Source organism: Streptomyces sp. CY-1, from assembly GCF_047218265.1.
Taxonomy (GTDB): Bacteria; Actinomycetota; Actinomycetes; order Streptomycetales; family Streptomycetaceae; genus Streptomyces; species Streptomyces niphimycinicus.
The window spans coordinates 7,502,567-7,519,462 of record NZ_CP178393.1 but is presented as its reverse complement, the minus strand read 5'-3'; the positions used below and the strand labels follow the sequence as shown (position 1 = coordinate 7,519,462).

12 protein-coding genes are annotated in these 16,896 nt (G+C 73.2%); 8 read left to right on the top strand and 4 right to left on the bottom strand.

The genetic code is table 11. From position 1 onward, the window contains the following. Positions 1-48: 48 nt before the first annotated feature. The gene (locus tag ACK1X7_RS32415) at positions 49-1,227 is read right to left on the bottom strand and encodes an acetyl-CoA C-acetyltransferase (RefSeq protein WP_078643692.1); all 1,179 of its coding nucleotides are present in this window, start codon (positions 1,225-1,227) and stop codon (positions 49-51) included. 156 nt (positions 1,228-1,383) lie between these two features. Between ACK1X7_RS32415 and mce the strand changes: the two genes are divergently transcribed. The 6 genes from mce to ACK1X7_RS32385 all read left to right on the top strand — a co-directional run bounded on the left by mce (position 1,384) and on the right by ACK1X7_RS32385 (position 11,000). Beyond that, positions 1,384-1,836 (top strand): methylmalonyl-CoA epimerase, encoded by a 453-nt coding sequence (gene mce / locus ACK1X7_RS32410; RefSeq protein WP_059147653.1) that lies wholly within the window; start codon positions 1,384-1,386, stop codon positions 1,834-1,836. 247 nt (positions 1,837-2,083) lie between these two features. Then, positions 2,084-6,112: a polarized growth protein Scy gene (scy, locus tag ACK1X7_RS32405; RefSeq protein ID WP_385156186.1), complete on the top strand. Its 4,029-nt coding sequence runs from the start codon at positions 2,084-2,086 to the stop codon at positions 6,110-6,112. Positions 6,113-6,352: 240 nt separating this feature from the next. Beyond that, positions 6,353-7,291 (top strand): cellulose-binding protein, encoded by a 939-nt coding sequence (locus ACK1X7_RS32400; RefSeq protein ID WP_078643689.1) that lies wholly within the window; start codon positions 6,353-6,355, stop codon positions 7,289-7,291. 367 nt (positions 7,292-7,658) lie between these two features. Beyond that, positions 7,659-8,642 (top strand): hypothetical protein, encoded by a 984-nt coding sequence (locus tag ACK1X7_RS32395; RefSeq protein WP_413116014.1) that lies wholly within the window; start codon positions 7,659-7,661, stop codon positions 8,640-8,642. Positions 8,643-8,724: 82 nt separating this feature from the next. Further along, positions 8,725-10,005, top strand: coding sequence for an ABC transporter ATP-binding protein (locus ACK1X7_RS32390; protein WP_413116013.1), 1,281 nt, complete (start codon positions 8,725-8,727; stop codon positions 10,003-10,005). Further along, positions 10,002-11,000: an ABC transporter permease subunit gene (locus ACK1X7_RS32385; protein WP_385156386.1), complete on the top strand. Its 999-nt coding sequence runs from the start codon at positions 10,002-10,004 to the stop codon at positions 10,998-11,000. Before ACK1X7_RS32390 ends, ACK1X7_RS32385 begins: the two co-directional genes overlap by 4 nt. Positions 11,001-11,047: 47 nt before the next feature. Here the strand turns inward: ACK1X7_RS32385 and ACK1X7_RS32380 are convergent, their stop codons facing one another. Then, positions 11,048-11,365 (bottom strand): ATP/GTP-binding protein, encoded by a 318-nt coding sequence (locus tag ACK1X7_RS32380; protein ID WP_216347734.1) that lies wholly within the window; start codon positions 11,363-11,365, stop codon positions 11,048-11,050. A gap of 208 nt (positions 11,366-11,573) precedes the next feature. On the opposite strand from ACK1X7_RS32380, the gene ACK1X7_RS32375 reads away from it, so the two are divergent. Beyond that, on the top strand, positions 11,574-12,614 hold the full coding sequence (locus tag ACK1X7_RS32375) for an LLM class flavin-dependent oxidoreductase (RefSeq protein ID WP_413116012.1): 1,041 nt from the start codon (positions 11,574-11,576) through the stop codon (positions 12,612-12,614). A 37-nt stretch (positions 12,615-12,651) separates the two neighbouring features. Here the strand turns inward: ACK1X7_RS32375 and ACK1X7_RS32370 are convergent, their stop codons facing one another. Next, positions 12,652-13,044 carry an SCO5389 family protein gene (locus ACK1X7_RS32370; protein ID WP_037951008.1) on the bottom strand — a complete coding sequence of 131 codons (393 nt, stop codon included), beginning with the start codon at positions 13,042-13,044 and terminating at the stop codon, positions 12,652-12,654. A gap of 211 nt (positions 13,045-13,255) precedes the next feature. Between ACK1X7_RS32370 and nucS the strand changes: the two genes are divergently transcribed. Beyond that, the gene (gene nucS / locus ACK1X7_RS32365; protein ID WP_203348529.1) at positions 13,256-13,918 is read left to right on the top strand and encodes an endonuclease NucS; all 663 of its coding nucleotides are present in this window, start codon (positions 13,256-13,258) and stop codon (positions 13,916-13,918) included. Between the two features lie 215 nt (positions 13,919-14,133). On the opposite strand, the gene ACK1X7_RS32360 is transcribed toward nucS, so the two are convergent. Continuing rightward, positions 14,134-16,803 (bottom strand): ATP-binding protein, encoded by a 2,670-nt coding sequence (locus tag ACK1X7_RS32360; RefSeq protein WP_413116011.1) that lies wholly within the window; start codon positions 16,801-16,803, stop codon positions 14,134-14,136. Positions 16,804-16,896 lie beyond the last annotated feature (93 nt).

Below are 16,896 nucleotides of genomic sequence, written 5' to 3'. Positions count from 1 at the left end.
CAAGAGAGACCCGGGCCCCAGGGGAAACCCGGGCCCCAGGGCAACCCTCTACTCCCCCGCCGGCACCCGCAGGATCAGCGCGTCCCCCTGCCCGCCCCCACCGCACAGCGCCGCCGCGCCGGTCCCGCCGCCACGCCGCCGCAGCTCCAGCGCGAGATGCAGCGCGATCCGCGCACCGGACATCCCGATGGGGTGGCCGAGGGCAATCGCGCCCCCATTCACATTCACCCTTTCGGGGGAAACACCCAGGTCCTTCATCGACTGCACGGCGACCGCGGCGAACGCCTCGTTGATCTCGATGAGGTCGAGATCGTCGACCGTCAGCCCCTCCTTGCCCAGGGCGTGCGCGATCGCGTTGGACGGCTGGGACTGGAGGGAGTTGTCGGGTCCCGCCACATTCCCGTGGGCGCCGATCTCGGCGATCCACTCCAGCCCCAGCTCCTCGGCCTTGGCCTTGCTCATCACGACGACCGCGGCGGCCCCGTCCGAGATCTGCGACGACGTGCCCGCCGTGATCGTCCCGTCCTTGGCGAACGCGGGCCGCAGCCTGCCCAGCAGCTCGGCCGTGGTCTCGCCGCGGATGCCCTCGTCCTTGTCGAAGACCACCGGCTCGCCCTTGCGCTGCGGGATCTCCACGGGGGTGATCTCGGCGTCGAAGAGGCCGTTCTTCTGGGCGGCGGCGGCCCGCTGGTGGGACTGGGCGGCGAACTCGTCCTGCTCGGGGCGCTGGATGCCCAGCCGGGTGTTGTGCTTCTCGGTGGACTCGCCCATGGCGATGGACTCGAAGGCGTCGGTCAGCCCGTCGTGCGCCATCGCGTCGAGCATCTCGACGGCGCCGTACTTGTAGCCCTCCCGGGACTTGGGCAGCAGATGGGGGGCGTTGGTCATGGACTCCTGCCCGCCCGCGACCACGATGTCGAACTCGCCCGCGCGAATGAGCTGGTCGGCCAGGGCGATCGCGTCCAGCCCGGAGAGGCAGACCTTGTTGATCGTGAGGGCGGGCACGCTCATCGGGATGCCGGCCTTGACCGCCGCCTGCCGGGCCGGAATCTGCCCGGCGCCCGCCTGGAGCACCTGCCCCATGATCACGTACTGCACCTGCTCGGCGCCGACCCCGGCCCGCTCCAGCGCGGCTTTGATCGCGATTCCGCCCAGGTCGGCGCCGGAAAACGAGCGCAGGCCGCCGAGCAGCCGTCCCATGGGCGTCCGGGCGCCCGCCACCATCACAGAGGTCGTACGAGACATTGGTGCGTCCCTTCACGAGGAGAAGGAAGTTAACGAGGGTTATCGTCAATGTACTGACGAGTACCCGCGCGGTCACCGGCCCATCGGTGTGATCGCGCGCACGTTGCGTAACCGGCTGTGCGGCGGTGCACTGTTCCCATGCTGACGAGAATCGACCACATCGGGATCGCCTGCTTCGATCTCGACAAGACTGTTGAGTTCTACCGTGCCACGTACGGCTTCGAGGTGTTCCACTCCGAGATCAACGAGGAGCAGGGCGTCCGCGAGGCCATGCTCAAGATCAATGAGACCTCCGACGGCGGGGCCTCCTACCTCCAGCTTCTCGAGCCGATCCGGGAGGACTCCGCGGTCGGGAAGTGGATGGCCAAGAACGGTGAGGGCGTCCACCACATCGCCTTCGGCACCGCCGATGTCGACACGGACTCCGAGGCCATCCGCGACAAGGGCGTCCGAGTCCTCTACGAACAGCCCCGCCGTGGCTCGATGGACTCCCGGATCACCTTCCTCCACCCCAAGGACTGTCACGGTGTGCTGACCGAGCTCGTCACCGCCGCGGACCCCGCCGCCCACAAGGGCGAAGAGGATCACTGAAGCGGACCACTGACCTACCCCTTCCCCGGCCGGTAGAGTGCAGCATCGGCCGGGGTACGGAATCGGAAAGGGATCGGGGTCCGGCCCGGGCTTCGCCGATGATCTGACACCATTTCTTCGGAAGGGCCAGCTCCGGTCCGACCCGGCACGCACTTCGCCTGGTCGGTACCGCAAGGGAACCGTCGAGGAACCCCTGGGCACCGCAAGGGACCACGGGGGACCACGAGGGTGACGGAGCCGGCCGCCAATGCGACCAGGGGACGGATGGGACCGCGCAGTGCGGGGCTACGACCGCTACGAGCCTGACGATCAGCTCTCCAAGTTCGAGGCCGAGATGGAGCGGCTGAAGACCGAGCGTGAGAAGGCCGTCCAGCACGCCGACGACCTCGGCTACCAAGTCGAGGTGCTGCGCGCCAAGCTGCATGAGGCGCGCCGCAACCTGGCGGCCCGCCCCGCCTACGACAGCGCCAACGTCGGCTACCAGGCAGAGCAGTTGCTGCGGGACGCCCAGCTCCAGGCGGACCAGTTGCGCGCCAACGCCGAGCGTGAGCTGCGCGAGACCCGGGCGCAGACCCAGCGGCTGCTCCAGGAGCAGGCCGAGCGGCAGGCCCGGCTGGAGGCCGAGCTGCACGCCGAGGCCGTGGCCCGGCGCCAGCGGCTGGACCAGGAGCTGGCCGAGCGCCGCAGCACCGTCGAGTCGCATGTCAACGAGAACGTGGCCTGGGCCGAGCAGTTGCGGGCCCGTACCGAGGCGCAGGCCCGCCGGCTCATGGACGAGTCCCGTACGGAGGCCGAGCAGGCCCTGGCCGAGGCGCGCGCCGAAGCCCAGCGCATGACCGAACAGGCCCGTCAGCGGCTGGGCTCCGAGGCGGAGGCCAGCCGTGCCGAGGCCGAGGCGATTCTGCGCCGGGCCCGCGCCGACGCCGAGCGGCTGCTGACCAACGCGGGCACCCAGGCCCAGGAGGCCACCGACCACGCGGAGCAGTTGCGCACCACCACCGCCACCGAGGCGGACCAGGCCCGTCGTCACGCGGCCGAGCAGACCCGCGCCGCCGAGCAGCGGATGCAGGAGGCCGAGCAGGCGCTGCGCGAGGCCCGCAGCGAGGCCGAGAAGGTCGTCGCCGAGGCCAAGGACGCGGCGGCCAAGCGGCTCACGGCCGCAGAGTCGGACAACGAGCAGCGCACCCGTACCGCCAAGGCGGAGGTCGCCCGGCTGGTCGGCGAGGCCACCAAGGAGGCCGAGCGGCTGCGGGCCGAGGCCGAGCAGTTGCGGGACGACGCCCGCGCCGAGGCCGAGCGGATGGTCGCCGAGGCGAGCGACGACGCCCGGGCCAGGGCCGCCGAGGACTCGGCCGCCCAGCTCGCCAAGGCGGCCCGGAGCGCCGAGGAGGTGCTGACCCGCGCCTCGGAGCAGGCGCAGGCCACCACCAAGGCGGCCATCGACGAGGCCGAGCGGATCCGGGGCGAGGCCGAGGAAGAGGCGGACCGGCTGCGGGCCGAGGCGCACGACACGGCCGAGCAGCTCAAGGGCACGGCCAAGGACGACACCAAGGAGTACCGCGCCAAGACCGTCGAGCTTCAGGAGGAGGCCCGCCGGCTGCGCGGCGAGGCCGAGCAGCTCCGGTCGGAGGCGGTCGCCGAGGGCGAGCGGATCCGCACCGAGGCGCGCCGGGAGGCGGTCCAGCAGATCGAGGAGGCGGCCAGCACCGCCGAGGACCTGCTGACCAAGGCGAAGGCCGACGCGGAGGAGACCCGCTCGGGTGCCACCGCCGAGAGCGAGCGGGTGCGCACCGAGGCCATCGAGCGGGCCAACGCGCTGCGCCGGCAGGCCGATGAGCTGCTGAAGCGGGCCCGCGGCGAGGCCGAGGAGCTGGTGACCTCGGCCGAGGAGCAGGCCGAGCGGGTCAAGTCGGAGGCGTCCACCGCGGCCGAGGAGCTGCGCGAGGAGGCCGAGCGGGCCGCCGAGGACCGCCGCTCCGAGGCCGAGGGCGAGCTGAACCGGCTGCACCAGGAGGCCGAGCAGCGGCTCTCCTCCGCCGACGAGGCGCTGCGGGACGCCCGCACCGAGGCGGAGCGGCTGCGCAAGGAGACGGCCGAGGAGATCGAGCGGCAGCGCACGGAGTCCGCCGAACGGCTGAACGCGCTGCGCCAGCAGGCCGAGGACGAGGCCGTACGGCTGCGCGACGAGGCCGCCGCGGACGCGTCCAACGCGCGCGCCGAGGGCGAGTCGGTGGCCGTACGGCTGCGCGGCGAGGCCGCCGCGGAGGCCGAGCGGCTGCGCTCCGAGGCCCAGGAGACGGCCGACCGGGTCCGCGCGGAGGCGGCGAGCGCCGCCGAGCGGATCGGCGCCGAGGCCGCGGAGGCCCTGGCCGCCGCCCAGGAGGAGGCGGCCCGCCGCCGCCGCGAGGCCGAGGAGCTGCTCGCCGACGCCCGCGAGGAGGCACAGGCCGAGCGGACGGCGGCGCGGGAGCAGAGCGAGGAGCTGCTGGCCGCCGCCCGGAACCGGGTCTCCGAGGCGCAGACCGAGGCGCAGCGGCTGGTCGAGGAGGCCGAGCGGCGCTCGGCCGATCTGGTCTCCGCCGCCGAGCAGACCGCGCAGCAGGTGCGGGACTCGGTCGCGGGGCTGCACGAGCAGGCCGAGCAGGACATCACGGCGCTGCGTACGGCCGCGGAGCACGCCGCGGAGCGGATGCGCGGCGAGGCGCAGGGCGAGGCCGACCGGGTCCGCGCGGACGCCCAGGACGAGCGCGAGCGGGCCTCCCAGGACGCCTCGCGGGTGCGGCAGGAGGCCCAGGAGGAGTCCGAGGCCGCCAAGTCGCTCGCGGAGCGCACGGTCGCCGAGGCGATCGCCGAGTCGGAGCGGCTGACCGAGCAGGCCCGCGAGGAGGCCGGCAGGCGCCGCGCCGAGGCCGCCGAGCAGGCGGACCGGCTGGTCGCCGAGGCCACCCACGAGGCCGAGCGGCTGCGGGCCGAGGCCAACGAAACGCTCGACGAGGCGCGCCGTTCGGCCCACAAGAGCCGTGCCGAGGCGGCCGAGCAGGCCGATACGCTGGTCGGTGGCGCGACGGAGGAGGCGCAGCGGCTGGTCTCGGAGGCCACCACGCGGGCGCAGGCGCTGCGTACGGAGGCGTCCGACGCAAGGGCGACGGCGGAGCAGGACGCGGCCCGCACCCGGGCCCAGGCCCGCGGGGATGCCAACAACATCCGCTCGGAGGCGGCCGAGCAGGCCGACCGGCTGATCGCCGAGGCCCGTAACGAGGCCGAGCGGCTGCACGCGGAGGCCAGCGGCGAGGCGGAGCGGCTGCGCGGCGAGGCCGCGGAGACCGTGGGTTCGGCGCAGCAGCACGCGGCGCGCACCCGGGCCGAGGCCGAGCGGGTGGAGACCGAGGCGGCGGCCGAGGCGGAGCGGATCCGCAACGAGGCGCAGGCCGAGGCGGACCGGCTGGTCGACAGGGCGCGCGAGGACGCCAACAAGCGGCGTTCCGACGCCGCCGAGCAGGCCGACCGGCTGGTCACCGAGGCCTCGGCGGAGGCCGAGCGGCTCACCTCCGAGGCGCAGGAGGCCGCGCTGCGCACGGCGACCGCGGCCGAGGAGCAGGCCGACACCATGGTGGGCGTGGCCCGCCGGGAGGCGGACCGGGTGATCGCCGAGTCCACGGCCGAGGCCAACGGCATGGTGGAGAAGGCCCGTACGGACTCCGACACGATGCTCAGCGAGGCCCGGGGCGACGCCACGGCCATCCGGGAGCGCGCCGAGGAGCTGCGCAGCCGTACCGAGGCCGAGGTCGAGGAGTTGCACGAGCGGGCCCGCCGGGAGTCCGCGGAGCAGATGAAGGCCACCGGCGAGCGCGTCGACAAGCTGGTCGCGGCCGCCACCGCGCAGCTCATGAAGGCGGAGGAGAAGGCCAAGTCGCTGGTCGCGGAGGCGGAGAGCGAAGCGAGCCGGGTGCGGATCGCGGCGGTGAAGAAGGCCGAGGGTCTGCTCAAGGAGGCCGAACAGAAGAAGTCCGATGCCGAGCGGGAGGCGGAGCGGCTCCGGAACCAGGCCACGGCCGAGGCGCAGCAGATCGTGGACGAGGGCAAGCGCGAGCTCGAGTTGCTCAAGCGACGCCGCGAGGACATCAACGCGGAGATCTCCCGTGTCCAGGACGTGCTAGAAGCGTTGGAATCCTTCGAGACCCCCGCGTCGGGTGGCGCGGGTGGCAAGGAGAACAACGGAGTCAAGACAGCGGCAGGCGCGGGTGCGACGAGGAGTGGAAAGCGGTCGGAGGGGTAACCGTATGCGGGGGACGAGGGTCGGCTGTGCCCGTCCGCGTCGATTTCGCGTAAGTCTCGCGTCGGACTGCGTCCATCACGGCATGTCCGTATCATCCCGACGAGTGACGAGGTCTCCGTCTTACTGCCACTCAAAAGGCTGGACATCTTGCAGATCAAACAGACGTTGACTCGATGACACGCCGCTCGGACCCCTAGGATTCCCTCTATCACCTCACCGGTCTCTTTCGACAGGAACCCCATGAGCGACACTTCCTCCCCCTTCGGCTTCGAGCTCGTGCGGCGTGGGTACGACCGCGGTCAGGTGGACGACCGCATTTCCAAGCTCGTCGCCGACCGTGACAGTGCACTGGCCCGCATCACCTCGCTGGAAAAGCGCATCGAGGAGCTGCACCTCGAAACGCAGAACGCTCAGGCCCAGATCAACGATTCGGAGCCGTCCTACGCCGGGCTCGGCGCTCGGGTCGAGAAGATCCTCCGTCTCGCCGAGGAAGAGGCGAAGGATCTGCGCGAGGAGGCTCGGCGCGCCGCCGAACAGCACCGTGAGCTGGCCGAGTCGGCCGCCCAGCAGGTCCGCAACGACGCCGAGTCGTTCGCCGCCGAGCGCAAGGCGAAGGCCGAGGACGAGGGCGCGCGGATCGTCGAGAAGGCGAAGGGCGAGGCGACCACACTGCGCCAGGAGGCGCAGAAGGACGCCCAGTCCAAGCGCGAGGAGGCGGACTCCCTCTTCGAGGAGACCCGTGCCAAGGCCGCGCAGGCCGCCGCCGACTTCGAGACCAACCTCGCCAAGCGCCGCGAGCAGTCCGAGCGCGACCTGGCCTCCCGTCAGGCCAAGGCCGAGAAGCGGCTCGCGGAGATCGAGCACCGCGCCGAGCAGCTTCGCCTCGAGGCCGAGAAGCTGCGCACCGACGCCGAGCGCCGCGCCCGCCAGACGGTGGAGACCGCGCAGCGCCAGGCCGAGGACATCGTGGCCGACGCCAACGCCAAGGCCGACCGGATCCGCAGCGAATCCGAGCGCGAGCTGGCGGCCCTCACCAACCGCCGCGACAGCATCAACGCCCAGCTCACCAACGTCCGCGAGATGCTGGCCACGCTGACCGGCGCCGCCGTGGCCGCGGCCGGTGCCCCGGGCGAGGACGAGGCGGCCACCCGCGGCGTCCCGGCCCAGCAGTCCCGGTGACCCGAGGTCCCAACGGAGCGTACGATGCCCCGCGCCGCCACGAGCGGCGCGGGGCACGCGCATATCCGGGCCCCCGGGTCGAGCTTCCGGGCCACGCCCCGGGCGCCCCCGTCCGCCGCCCAACCCCCTCCGGCGCGTGAGGAAATCCAGCCGCTCGGGGGCGAATCCAGCCCCTCCGGCGCATGGGAAATCCAGCCGCTCGGGGGCGAATCCAGCCCCTCCGGCGCATGGGAAAACCAGCCCCTCCGGCGCGTGGGAAAACCAGCCCCTCCGGCGATTGAGGAGCGGGGCCCAGGGGCGGAGCCCCGGCCGGGGCCGGGCCGGGGCCCGGTTTCGGGAAGGGGCGGGGTGGGGGAGACACCCCTCCGTGACCGACCGCACCCTCCCCACCCTCGGCTTCGCCGACACCCCCGCCAAGCACCCCCTCACCTACCCCGGCCGCCCCATCACCCGCCCCACCCTCCTCACCGCCGGAGAGCTGTGGGAGCTCACCCCCACACCAGGCGGCCGCCTGGGCACGTGGACAGTCGACACAGACCCCGGCGCAGGGCCAACAGAGAACCCGGAGCCACTCGACACCCTCCTCACCGCCCTCGGCCACCCCCCAACCCCCCACCGCCACCCCGTCATCGCCGTCGGCTCCAACGCCTCCCCCGCCCAGCTCCACCACAAGCTGTCCCGCCCCGGCCACCCGGCCACCGTCCCCATGGTCCCGGTCGATGTGCACGGCATCGCGGTCGGCTGCTCGGCCCACATCGGCCGGTACGGCTACGTGGCCTCCGCCCCGTACACCGCGCCGGGAGCCCGTACCCCCCTGGTCATCGGCTGGCTGGACACCGAGCAACTGGCGGCCGTGGACGCGACCGAGTACCCCAACTACCGCCGCGTCCTGCTGCCCGGCACGGAGTACCCGATGGTGATGCCGTCCGGCGAGCGGCTCGGCGGCGCGTATCTCTACGTCGGCGAGCGCGGCGTGCTGATGTCCCCGGACGGCACCGAACGTCCGCTCCCCGGCGGCGGCGACCAGAGCGCCCTGCTCACCCGCCTGCTCGCCGGTTCGCCGCGGCTGCGGGAACTCCTCGGGCCCGACCCCGGCACCTGGGTCGCCCGCGCGGCCGCCGACCCCGCCGTACGGACGTCCGGCACCCGGATCTTCCAGGAGGAGGGCTGGGCACTCCCCCAGTCCGACCTCCTCCGCTGCCCGCAGGACGAGCACAACGACGGTCCCTCAGACTCCGCAAGCCCCACAAGCCCCACAAGCCCCACAAGCCCAACAAGCCCCACAGACCCCCGAGGCCCCCGAGACCCCCGAGGCCCCAAGAGTTACGGTGCGCTCACATCTCCCGAATAGCGGGAACCGTCAACACCCCGGCTATCCTCCTAACCCTCACCGGGGGCGAGCACGCCCGACCCATGCTCATGAGGGGCGGAGAATGATCGAGGCAGTCGGTCTGACGAAGCGCTACGGCGCCAAGACGGCCGTGTACAACCTGTCCTTCCAGGTGCGGCCCGGCGCCGTCACCGGCTTCCTCGGGCCCAACGGGTCGGGCAAGTCCACCACGATGCGGATGATCCTGGGCCTCGACGAGCCCACCGCCGGCCATGTCACGGTCGGCGGCTACCCGTTCCGCAAGCTGCCCAACGCCCCCCGCCAGGTGGGCGCGCTCCTGGACGCCAAGGCGGTGCACGGCGGCCGCAGCGCACGTCACCATCTGCTCTGCCTGGCCCAGCTCTCCGGGATCCCGGCCCGCCGGGTCGACGAGGTGCTGGGCGTGGTGGGCCTCCAGAACGTGGCGCGCAAGCGCTCCAAGGGCTTCTCGCTCGGCATGGGGCAGCGTCTGGGCATCGCGGCCGCCCTCCTCGGCGACCCGCAGGTGCTGCTCTTCGACGAGCCGGTCAACGGCTTGGACCCCGAAGGCATCCTCTGGGTCCGCAACTTCATGAAGCAGCTCGCCTCCGAGGGCCGCACCGTCTTCGTCTCCAGCCATCTGATGAGTGAGATGGCGCTCACCGCCGACCATCTGATCGTGATCGGGCGCGGTCAGCTTCTCGCGGATATGAACGTCAAGGACTTCATCTCCTACAACTCGGCGGACTTCGCCCGCGTCCGCACCCCCGAGGGCGACCCGGGGCAGCGCGAGAAGCTGACCGCCGCGCTGAGCGAGGCGGGCGGCCAGGTGCTCCCCGAGCAGGACGGCGCGCTACGGGTGACCGGGCTGCCGCTGCCGCGCATCAGCGATCTGGCGCATGGGGCGGACGTCCGGCTGTGGGAGCTCTCCCCGCACCAGGCGTCGCTGGAAGAGGCGTACATGCGGATGACGCAGGGCGCGGTGGACTACCGCTCGACCGCCGACGAGCGCGCCGGCCTCCAGCAGCAGATGCCCGCCGCGGTGCCGCAGGGCGCGCCGCACGGCTATGCGCCGGGGGCCCCAGGAGCGCCGGGCGCACCGGGCACACCGGGAGCCCCGATGGGCTTCCCGCCGGGGACCGTACTGCCGGGATACGCCGAACCGCCGGCCCCGCCGCAGCCGCAGCCGCACGCTCCGGGCATGGCCATGCCCGGAGCCCCTGCCGCACCTGCCGCACCCCCCGCTCCGGCCGCCGCCGCCGCGACGCCGCCCCCGGCTCCCCCCGCTCCCCCGGCTCAGCCGCCCGCGGCGCCCCCCGCCCCCGCCGATCCGACCAAGAGCGACAACGAGGACGACGCCCGATGACGACCCCGTATCAGCACCAGTCCCAGGCGCCCGTCCCCCCGCAGGCAGCCCCGCAGATGCCGCCGCAGGCCCCACACCAAGCACCCCCGCACCAGTCGGCCCCGCACCACCACGCGCCCCAGATGCCCCACGCGCCCCAGGCGTACCAGCAGCCCGCGCCGACCGGGCCGTCCGGGCCTCCCTCGCAGTCGTACGCCGGTATGGGCCCGTACACCTCGCCGATCCCGGTCCGGCGCACCCACCTCGGCAACGCCCTCGCCTCCGAGTGGACCAAGATCAAGTCGGTGCGCTCCACGATCTGGACGCTCGGCGTCATGGTCGCGCTGGTGATCGGAATCGGACTCCTCGTGGGGGCGACCACGAACGACTCCGACTACGAAAGCGTGCCCACCACCCTCCCCGGGTTCTTCGGCACTCTGCTCGGCCAGCTCTGCGTCGTCACCCTCGGGGTGCTCGTGATCACCTCCGAGTACGGCACCGGGATGATCCGGACCACCCTCACCGCCTCCCCGCAGCGCTCACGGGTGCTCACCGCCAAGGCGCTGGTCTTCTTCACCCTCTCGTTCACCACCACGACCGTCTCGCTCGCGCTGGTGGCCTACGCGAACATGGGGATGCACAGCGGGCCGGGGGTCCCGGAGCCGACGGGTGACGAGATCCTGGGCGCGACGGTCGGCGCGGGGCTCTATGTGTCGCTGCTGGGGCTGCTCTCGCTGGCCGTCGGAGCCATCCTGCGGCACTCCGCGGGGGCGATCACCACGATGCTCGGGGTGGTGCTGCTGCCGGCCATCCTCCCCGCGTTCCTGATGATGTCGGACAGCCTGCGCGACCTGGGACAGAAGATGCTGGAGTACTCCTCGCCCCAGTCGCTGGCCTCCCTCTTCCGCCTCGACGAGAGCCTGAACAGCGGCTGGCCCCAACTGTCGGCGCTGGCCGTGGTCACGGCGGCGGCGCTGATCGCCGCGTACGCACTGCTGGAGAAGCGCGATGTGTAGCGCTCCGTAGCCGCTACGGAGGTCCGGGCCCGGGTGCCAGGCCCGAGTCAGTATCGCGGTGCGTTACGGGACCGCTGGAGCTTGGCGCTCCGGCGGTCCCGCGCGCTCCAGCACGCCTTGTGCCAGTGGCGCCGGTCGTCCGCGCCCATATGCTGCTGCCAGGCGACCACATGCGCCACCCCCGGCGGAATCTCCTGGTCACAGCCCGGGCAGCGGTAGTGCTTGGCGGCGGCCCCGCCGCCGACCTGCCGGACCACCCATTCCTCGCCCTGCCAGGTCTCCATGCGATCGAGGCCGTAGCGATTCGCACTCTCGTGGCCGACGGGCTGCTCGCCGCCTCGCGGGCGGTTTCGGCGTGGAGACACAGGGCACCTCGACAGAACTGTGACTAACGGGCTGTGACCAGCGTACGCGCTACGGTCACCGTCCTGGAAAGTCGTCGTCCACACTCACCCTCTGATCATCATGAAAACTTCATGCACGGCCGTGCCCTTGGCACGTGTCAGGCGTTAATGCCTACAAGGGGGGATGCCCGCGCCGGCACATCAGCCGCGACAAGGAGGCAGGATCACGATGGATGTGGGGGCTTTCATCCTGGCCGCTCAATTCCCAGGCCAGGGACAGGAGGAGGCGCTGCACCGGGCGGTGCGGTCGGCCGAGGTCTCCGAGGAGGCGGGGCTGGACGCGGTCTGGGTCGCCGAGCACCACTTCGTTCCGTACGGCGTCTGCCCGTCCGCGGTCACCCTCGCCGCGCTGCTGTTGGGACGTACCCGCCGGATCGGCGTCGGTACGGCGGTGAGCGTACTGCCGACCGCGCATCCCGTCGCGCTGGGTGAGCAGGCGGCACTGCTCCATCTCCTCTCCGGCGGCCGGTTCACGCTGGGCGTCGGCCGCGGCGGCCCCTGGGTGGACCTCGAGGTCTTCGGCTCGGGGCTGCGGGCGTACGAGCGGGGCTTCCCCGAATCACTCGATCTGCTGCTGCGCTGGCTGCGCGAGCCACGGGTGGGGGCGGACGGTGAGCGGTTCGCCTTCCGCGAGGTGGCCGTGGTGCCGCGCCCCGACGACGTGCTCGCCGGGCAGGCGGTGGACGCCCCGCCGGTGGTCGTCGCCTGCACCTCGCCCGCGAGCGTGCGGCTGGCCGCCGAGCGCGGGCTGCCCATGCTGCTCGGCATGCACTGCGGGGACGAGGAGAAGGCCGAGGTGGTCGGCCTGTGGCGGAAGTCCGCGCTGGCGGCGGGCCGTTCACCGGAGGATGTCGAGGCGGTGGCGGCGCGCCATGTCTCGGCCGGGGTGGCGCAGATCGCGGACGACCGCCCCGCTGCGGCCGAGATCCTGACCAAGGCGATGCCCGGCTGGTTACGGCAGGGTCTTGAGGCGCATGTGACGGTCGACGGCCGGGAGCGCCGGATGCGCGACCCCGTGGCCTATGCGGAGCTGCTGTGCGAGCTGCATCCGGTGGGATCGCCGCGGCTGTGCGCCGACCGGCTGGCGGCGACCGCGGAGCGCACCGGGATCAGCCGGTTCGCGCTGCTGGTCGAGGGCTCGGGCGATCTGGTCGCCACGGAGGAGAACGTACGACGGCTCGGTGGTGAGGTGCTGCCGCTCCTGCGCTGATACACCTCCCCCTGGTGGAGCGGCAGCGGACATCCCGTCAGCAGTCGCGGAGCTCGGGTGACTGGTTGAGCAACTGCCCCCGGACCGAGGTGAAGCGGGCGAGGCGTTCGTCGGCGGACGCGTCCATCGGGAAGACGGCCACCCGGTGACAGTTCTGGAAGGCCAGCCGTACCCCGAAGTGACGCTGGAGCGCACCGCGTATCGCGTCACTGGCGAGCGCGCGAAGCAGTTGACCGCGTGCCTGCTCGTCGGGCGGCGGCGTCTGGTTGTCGGCGAACTCCCCGCCGTCCACCTTGAGCTGGGCCACCAGCGAGCTGATCATCTCCCATGCGTACGGTAGGGAGTTCCGGACGCAGTCGACGAAAGCTGCTTCGTCGACCTCGCCTCGCTCGGCCTGTTCGAGCAGGGCCGGTGAGACGTCGAGCGACATGGGTTCTCCTCTCGCGACCCCGCGAGCGGGGTCTCAGGGACGGGAAGGGCGGACGGCGACGCAGCGTACCCGTCCGACGACCGCCCGCTTCAACGGTAATTCGGCCACTCCACCCGCACCAGGAGAATGGGCACACAACCAGCCATCCCCGAAGGGGTCCATCGACGGACGAATCGCGTCGGGCGGCGGTGGTCGAGTAGCGTTGCCGACCATGCGTCTCGTCATCGCCCGGTGCTCCGTGGACTACGCCGGCCGCCTCACCGCCCACCTCCCCTCGGCACCCCGCCTGATCCTCGTCAAGGCCGACGGAAGTGTGTCCATCCACGCGGACGACAGGGCCTACAAACCCCTCAACTGGATGTCTCCGCCGTGCACGCTGAAGGAAGGCGACGACGACGTGTGGACGGTGGTGAACAAAGCGGGCGAGAAGCTCATCATCACCATGGAGGAGGTCCTCCATGACTCCTCGCATGAACTCGGCGTCGACCCTGGTCTGATCAAGGACGGCGTGGAGGCCCATCTCCAGGAGCTGCTCGCCGATCGTATCGAGACACTCGGCGATGGCTGGACGCTTATTCGGCGTGAATACCCCACTGCCATCGGTCCTGTGGACATTCTCTGCCGCGACGCGGACGGGACGACGGTCGCCGTGGAGATCAAACGCCGTGGTGAGATCGACGGTGTCGAGCAGCTCACCCGCTATCTCGAACTCCTCAACCGGGACCCGCATCTCGCCCCGGTGAAGGGCATCTTCGCCGCCCAGGAGATCAAGCCCCAGGCCCGCGTCCTCGCCACGGACCGGAGCATCGGGTGCGTGGTGCTGGACTACGACGCGCTCCGGGGCATCGAGGACGACAAGCTCCGCCTGTTCTGACGCGGGGCTGACACAAGGCTGATACGAGGCCGACGCCGGGCCGACACGGGGGCGCCGGGGCCATCGGGCCCCGGCGCCCTTCCGTCGTACGGGCGCCAGGGCGCCATGGGGGCGACGAGATCACGCCACGGGGGCCGGGCGCCGTCTGGCGTGATCCGGCGCCCAGGGCCCGCGCCCCCGCACAGCGCCCCCGCGCCCCCGTGCGGCGTTCCCGGCTACGCGACCGGAGCGGCCGTGCCCGACGCCGTGTGGGTCGTGGGCGCGCTCGCCGTATTGGATGTGTCGCCGGTGGGGGTCTGCGTCGGGGCGGAGGTGGTGGGCGTCGGCTCGGTGGGCTCGCCGGTCGGGGTCGTCGGCCTGCCCGTCGGCGGCTTGGTCGTGGGCGGCTTGGTCGTCGGGTGCGACGACGGCGGCGAGGGCGGCTGTTCGGTGTCGGAGGGCGAGCCGCCGGTGGACGACGGGTCGCCGGACGCCGTGGTGCCGCTGGGCGAACCGCTGCCGCTCGGGGCGGTCGGGGAGGTGGACGCCTTGGTCGATCCGCTGAGGCCGGGCTGGGGGGCCCGGTCGGTGCCGCGCGTGGGCTCGTCGGCGGTCAGACCCTTGTCGTCGTCCTGCTGGGAGGCCGACCGGTCCGGCTTGACCTTGCCGGAGGGGCTGTCGGAGTCGTCGCCCCCGGTGGCGCCCAGGGTCACGACGGTGCCGAGCACGGCCACCAGCAGCACGCCCGCGGAGGCGGCGACCACATTGCGCCGGGCACCCTGCATCGCCAGCCGGCGCAGGCCGCGCGGCGCGCCGTCCGAGGGCCCGGCGGGGGCCGAACCGGAGGCGGCCGCGGGAGCGGCAGCGGAGGCGAGGGCCGAGGGGGTGGCGGAGGCGGCCACCGTGGTCCGGGAGACCGCCGGGACCACCGCCGTCACCGCCCTCGTCGGGGCCGGGGCGCCCATGGCGGCCAGCGGCGTGGTCGTGGCCGCCTTCGGGGTGACGATCGTGGTCTCGGTGTCGTCCGGTGCGGCGCCCGCCGCCGGGGGCGTCACGTCCTCGCCCTTACGGCTTCCGCCGCCCGCCCCGAACGCCCCGGCCATCGCCGAACCGGGCGAGCGGTCGGCGACCAGCGCCAGCGCGCGCCGCCCCGCGACCGTGCCCCGCTTGTCGGCGAGGACGCCCCGCAGCCCGATGGACGCCTCCAACTCGGCGCGGGCCCGGTCCAGATGGCCCGTGCACAGCGCGAGGACGCCCAGCTCGTGGTGGAAGTACGCCTCGTCCGCGACCTGTCCCGCCAGCCGCGCGGCCTCCTGGCCGTGCCGCACCGCGCGCTCCCAGGCGCCCCAGTGCAGCGCCGCGGCGAAGGCGGGCGCGGCGGCGCGGGCGAGGAGCACGGCGGCGTCCGCGTGGCCCGCCTCGCGGCTGCCGATGAGCGCGGTCATGGCGGCGAGGATCGCGTCGGCCTCGGCGGCGACGCGCTCGGGGGCCACCGAGGGGTGCCCGGCCCACCAGGCGTAGTGCCCGGCGACGGCGTGGGCGCGCCCGGCGTCCGCGTCGGCGTAGCCCTCCTCCGCGAGCTGAGCGGTGACGCGCGCGGCCAGCCGGTGGTGCGCCCCGGCCGCGGTGACGAGGCCGCAGCCGAGCAGTTCGCCGAGGGCCGCGTCCGCGTGGGTGTCCGCGGACAGCGCGCGCAGATGCACCTGGTGCGGGCATTCGCCGCCGAGCGCGACCGCGAACCGCAGGGCGTCGTGGGCCGCCTCGCTCAGCCGTCCGGCGAGCAGCGCGGCGGGGGACGCCGCCTCGGCGATCGAGGGCAGCGGGACGTCCTGTCCCCCGCCCGCCTCCCGCGCGGCGGGGTCGTCGCGCAGGGCGTCGCGCTGCCGCAGCAGCGCGCCCGCCTGGACGAAGCGCAGCGGCAGCCCCTCGGACTCGAACCACAGGTCCGCGGCCCAGCTCGCCTCGTCCTCCTCCAGGGGCCGCCGTGCGGCGCGCGCCAGCAGCTCCAGACCGGCCGTACGGCTGAGCCCGGAGAGGAAGACCTCTTCGAGGTGGGAGTCGGCGGAGGGCGCCGGGACGTCGGGGGTGGCGGAGATCAGGAACGCGCATTCGGGGGTCGCGTCGAGGAACTCGTCCAGCGCGGCGCCGCCGAAGTCGATGTCGTCGAGGACGACGACCGCGCCGACCCCCTGGACCGCCTCCAGCAGCTCCGCGCGCTCGGGCCGGTACAGCGGGGCGTCGAAGACGGCGGCGTAGAGGTCGTGGAGGAGGTCGGCGGGGGTGCGGTGGTAGCCGGAGAGGCGTACGACACCGTCGGGCGCGAGCCGCTCGCAGTCGGCGGCGACGGCCTCCAGCAGGGTGCTGCGGCCCGAGCCGGAGGGCCCGGTGACCCGCACCGAGCGGCCGCGGGCGAGCAGCCGGGCGAGCCGCTCCCGCTCCTCGTCGCGCTCCAGCATCGGCAGGTCGGGCAGGACGGTGCCGGAGGGGCGCGGCGCGGCGGCCGCGTGGCGCAGCTCGGCGCGCTCGTCGGGGCCGTGGCGCTCGGGCCGGGCGGGGCGCGCTCCGGGCGGGCAGGGTTCTATCTCGCTGCCGTCGACGGGGTTGACGGTGAGCAGATAGTCACCGGTGACGATGCGCGCGGTGCGGGCGGGCGGCCCGGCAGGATCGGACGAAACGGAGGACACGGAGGACACGGAAGAAGCCGAGGAAGCGGAAGAGGCCGAGGAGCCGGACGCCGGGCTGTCCGGCGGCGGCGTCGGTACGTCCTCCGGCGGTCCCGGCGGCGCGGGCGGGCGCGATGGCGAGCCGGCGCCGGGAGTGTCCGCGGCATGCGGCGCACCGGACGCCGCACCCGGCCCGGACTCGTCCCAGCCGTGCTCCTGCGATCCGCGGTTCTTCGGGTCCATGGTCCTTGCCCCCCAGATGCGTGGCGTGCTGTAAGGCTCCCCGGCCTGCCTTCGCTTCTGGTCCGGTGCCGCCGTAGGGAATGTGTCCGGCAT